Genomic DNA, 3,903 nt, shown 5'->3' with positions numbered 1-3,903 from the left:
ATATAAAGCGCTCTCGAATTCCATCGAGAGCGCTTTATTATTACCTATTTCGGTAAACGTGATAGCTTTTCAGCAATTGTTCTATAAAACTCTTGAATGCTAGAAAAACCTAATGAGTCTGAAACACTTAATCCTACCATATCGAGATGATCCCAATTCGCTTTCGTTTCGATATGATTCCATTTTCCAATCTGTAATGACCCATTATTATTTACAGCAACATTAGAAGATGGTGCAATCATAGAATTCGTATTTACTACACCATCATTTTGCCACCAAGAAGTATCAACTAACGGACGGTTTTCTTCATATCTCGCATAAGAACCTAAGAAAAATGCATTCCCCATCAACACTTTATTCATCGTAATATGCGGTAAATGTAAACCTGTTATAGGTGCTGCTTGTGATGCATGTCCACTATAGGATAAATAATACACATCTGGTTGCGTCTTTACCCAATTATTTAACTCCTTTGCACCATCTGTACTTAAATCCCATTGACTTATATCTTTTGTATTTTTCCAAAGTGAACTATTTAGAATACGATTACTATATTGGAAAAAGGACTCTCCAGCATTTTTCTTTATACCCCATTGATCCAATTTAAAATCATATAATGATAAATTATTGTTTCCTCCAAAGCTTGCAGCTGTAATGAGTAAATCTTTAACGAACGGTAGCAGAAGACTACCATCCGCAAGTGTTGTACCGTTGTGAGGGGTTGCTAATGTTGTAACACTATGAACATATGATTTTCCGCCTTCAAATAGTGGTGATATTTTGATGTCTGGGTGATTTTTCACATAATTCTTTTCTTCAAAACTACCTTCTTTTAATAGCTGTACTAATGTTCTAATCGTTTGTCCACCCATGCTATGTCCAACTAAATGAACTTTATTTGTTTCACTCCAATTCGGCGCAAAACCACTATAAGTTCTGCCAAAACGATTATGTCCATGTTTCTCAGCATGTACGGCACCATAGTCTACTGTCCCACCGCTAATTTGTGCATACAATTCACATGCACGATCCCAGTTACTAGAAACAGGTCCAACAGCTGCGGTATGTACCGTATAACCATTGCGTTTCAAATCTTCCTGTATATCATGAACACCACCCCAATATTTTACGCCAAGCATTTCTTCTCTACCCCATCCAGCAAATCCATTCACCAATATGATTGGATAATTATTTTGTTGCCTCTCTTCAGCGTATGATATTTTCGCTGCGAATGAACATACGGTCACTAATGCGAAAAAACATATTTTTAAAAATAACTTCCCCATACTTTCTCCCCCTAATAAAACGTTTACATTTTTCTTTTTTAAAAAATTAACAGAATACTTTAACAACTTAAACATAATGTAAAGTATTTTATATACGTTGTATATATAGAAAACATATACAAATGTTGATAAATATTAATTCAAGTAAATATTTGCTTTTTACAATACAACTTGTAAATCTGTTTATTTGAATTTATAATTAGATATAGTTGCCTCATGTTAAAAAGATTTAAAAACCATAAGAAAACTAATCTCATTGCTTGAAAAGGAGGAAAAAGCATGCAAATCGGATCAAATATTCATACATTATCTCAACCTACTAAAATAACTCCATCTACTCTTGAGCATAATACTATCTCTTCTACTAAACTTGAAAGTAAGAAAATAAATGATCCTATCAAGTTTGATATTCGTTCATCTGAAAAAGAAATGAAACAGCCTGAGCATAAATTTAATGAATTAGATTTATGGAAGATGTTAAAGGATAAAGGTGTTCCTTTATGGATTATACTTGAAATGCTACAAAAGGCTCGTAAAGAAAAAGAAGCACAAAATAATTCAGTTCAAAATTCAAATGCGATTGAAGAAACGAGTGAGACTCGATTAAATGAAGTAATGTAAAGCATAATAATTGATTTGTCTATAAACTAAAAAGAGTTCGAAGCTGATGAAATTTTTATCAACTTCGAACTCTTTTTTAAGGTTTTTCGCCAATCGTTACAAAGTGAAAAGATACTTCTCCTTCCAAACCTTTAATTAACTTTTTTACTTTGACATTTTCATTAACCAATGTATTATCTGTCGACATTTTAGGTTTTTCGTCACCTAGTGATTTTTTCAAATGAAGAAGATGCATTTTCATTTCATTTGCCTTTATTTCTTTATAAACACTATTTTTTGCTACAATCATATACCATTCCGTTGAATATTTACGATTGTTACCTATCCAAGCATCACTATCGTATGTAACAGGAATCTCTTCCTCTCCTATTTTAATACTTTTCATAGTCTTATTGTCTTCACTTGTAAATAATAGCGCCCCTTCTTTGGGGAATTTCGGTAACGTATCTATAATATAATTGGAGCCATTATCTTGTTTTCGAAAAAGTTTTTCTTTAATCAATGCTTGTGCTGTAGATTCATTTAAAATTAAGACATTTCCATTTCCAACTTCCCCTTTTTTCACAGAAAACACTTCATTTTCTTCCGTAATTTCCTGATAACGATTAATAATTGGTGAAATATTATTTTCATCTCCAATAATTAATACACCGTTTGCAGGAAATGGATTTTCCTTTTTAGAACATGCACTAAAACTTATTAATAATAGTATCGTTAACATAAAAATAGTTAAAGTTCTTTTCATCTCGTTTCCTTTCATCATACAGTTCATTTTTCTACATACTTTATTGTAGTCTTACAAGCTAATAAATTCTATTGCTCCATAACCTTATAAAGCTTTTGCAGATAACGCCAACGGGTTATAAAGAAATATAAAACTTGTATACATATAAATGAAATTAAAATAACGATAGAGCTATTTATGATAGAAAAATCGACTAATTGCTGTAATGCTATATAAGCGACTACAGTATGAATCACTGCAACGACAATTGGTAAAAAGAACATTAATAATAACTGTCTCGTTACAACTTTTTTTAACTCACCTTTACTTAATCCCATTTTCGAAATCATTTTATATTGCTGCTGATCGCGATCCAAATCTGTATATAATCGGAAATAAATAAAACTAGCAGCGAATGTAAAGAAGACGATTCCGACTAAAATACTTACCATAAGTAATAAACCATTCTTTTGCTTTGCTTCCAACAAGTTTAATGTTAAAGCTTCAAAGTAGAAATCTCTGTCCCTAAGATCTTTATCGAATATACTCTTTAATTGATTGGAAATCTCTTTCGTTTTTATCCAATCATCTACAACAAATCCGTAAGTACGATATGGAATTTCTTTATTAACTGGGTCACTAGTAAGAGGCATTCCATCATATACCTGATCTTGAACAGCGATATAAATAGTTCTAGAATCGTGTGGTAAAACTAAATTTTCTACAGCTTTTTTCACATGAAATGTCTTTGTCCAGTCACCTTGAATGACTTCTATATTCTTTTTATACTCGCCATTTTTAAATTCTTGTTTTTGTGATACGACTCCAGGAATTAATAAAATTTCATCTTCTTTTTCAATTTTTTCTTGTTGATAGCCTAGTGCTTTAGCAAGATCGTTGTATTCACTTAACTTCATTACATTTACGCCATTTTCTGTGTATATATATGAAGATGAAGCCATTCGATACGGAATATTAGCATCAGAAAGGTGCTTTTTTATAATAGAAAGATTTTTATTCAATACTTTGTCATTTTCAAGACTTCCATACAAAAATGTATAGGGATTTGTCATCCTTACTAAATCCCTATTTCCAATTGCGGCTGTTGTACCAATTGCTGTAAATGCAACTGCTGAAACAATAGATACTATAAAAAACATCGTTGCATTATCTTTCATACGGTAAATTAATTCAGAAAATGTTAATATATTTGTTCTCTTTAAAAAGAAAGATTCTCTCCTTTTAGCAAGGCGCAATATATACACGCTACAC

3 protein-coding genes and 1 pseudogene are annotated in these 3,903 nt (G+C 31.5%); 1 reads left to right on the top strand and 3 read right to left on the bottom strand.

What is annotated here, in order from left to right; all coding sequences use genetic code 11:
- Positions 1–44: 44 nt before the first annotated feature.
- Positions 45–1,286 carry an esterase/lipase family protein gene (locus ABWK52_RS27675; protein WP_000517066.1) on the bottom strand — a complete coding sequence of 414 codons (1,242 nt, stop codon included), beginning with the start codon at positions 1,284–1,286 and terminating at the stop codon, positions 45–47.
- Positions 1,287–1,565: 279 nt separating this feature from the next.
- Here ABWK52_RS27675 and ABWK52_RS27670 point away from each other — a divergent pair, with 279 nt between their 5' ends.
- A complete protein-coding gene (locus ABWK52_RS27670) occupies positions 1,566–1,907 on the top strand; it encodes a DUF3914 domain-containing protein (protein WP_001165515.1) in 342 nt (113 codons plus the stop codon).
- Positions 1,908–1,983: 76 nt separating this feature from the next.
- Here the strand turns inward: ABWK52_RS27670 and ABWK52_RS27665 are convergent, their stop codons facing one another.
- Positions 1,984–2,670: a lipoprotein BA_5634 family protein gene (locus ABWK52_RS27665; protein WP_000975419.1), complete on the bottom strand. Its 687-nt coding sequence runs from the start codon at positions 2,668–2,670 to the stop codon at positions 1,984–1,986.
- Between the two features lie 50 nt (positions 2,671–2,720).
- Positions 2,721–3,903 (bottom strand): annotated as a pseudogene (locus ABWK52_RS27660) (ABC transporter permease); the annotation flags it as partial.

The sequence above is a fragment of the Bacillus sp. AP50 genome (assembly GCF_040492675.1).
Lineage (GTDB): Bacteria > Bacillota > Bacilli > Bacillales > Bacillaceae_G > Bacillus_A > Bacillus_A cereus.
This window is presented reverse-complemented; position numbering and strand designations above follow the sequence as displayed.